The sequence below is a fragment of the Candidatus Accumulibacter contiguus genome, assembly GCF_012940005.1.
GTDB lineage: Bacteria > Pseudomonadota > Gammaproteobacteria > Burkholderiales > Rhodocyclaceae > Accumulibacter > Accumulibacter contiguus.
The window spans coordinates 1-603 of sequence record NZ_SPMX01000134.1 but is presented as its reverse complement, the minus strand read 5'-3'; the positions used below and the strand labels follow the sequence as shown (position 1 = coordinate 603).

At 67.0% G+C, this 603-nt stretch carries 1 protein-coding gene; it reads right to left on the bottom strand.

The genetic code is table 11. The annotated features are described in order from the left end of the window. Positions 1-603, bottom strand: a 603-nt coding sequence (locus E4Q08_RS23605) for a toprim domain-containing protein (RefSeq protein WP_169072202.1), incomplete at both ends; no start/stop codon positions are given.

Genomic DNA, 603 nt, shown 5'->3' with positions numbered 1-603 from the left:
AGGTCATTGAAGTCGGTGAAGCCCTTGGGGTTCGCGGCTTGCTCGCCGGGCGCGAAGATCGGCAGTAGCAGCTTGCCGCCGACCGCCCGGGCGGCTTCCTCGGCCTTGCTGCGGCCGGGGTTCACGCCCTGGGTGGCTTCCAGGTGCTTGTCGTCGTCGCCGGCGATCACGATCGGTTTGTCCGGGTACTTCTCGTGCAGGGCCTTGGCGACGGGCACCAGATTCCCCGAGTCGAAGGCGGCGACGGTCGCGAAGCCCAGCGTTTGTGACAGGCTGCCGGCGGTGGCGTAGCCTTCTCCGATGACCAGGACGGGTGCCTTGGCCAGCGCGTCCAGGCCGCCGATCGCATGGAAGCAGACCTCCTTGCGGCTGTCCTTGGCGAAGCGCTTGCTACCGTCCTCGCGGATGTACTGCATCGTCCATTGCTTGCCGTCGACGTCGGTGGCCGGGATGTAGGTTTTCTGGCCTTCGCGGTCGGTGAAGACGCCGGGCTGTGGTTCGATGCCCTTGGCGTTCATGTACGCGGTCGGCTCGATGACCGGCAGCAGCTTCGCCATCTGCCGGGCGACACGCTGCGCGGTCTGCTCGTGCAGCCGCTCTGGT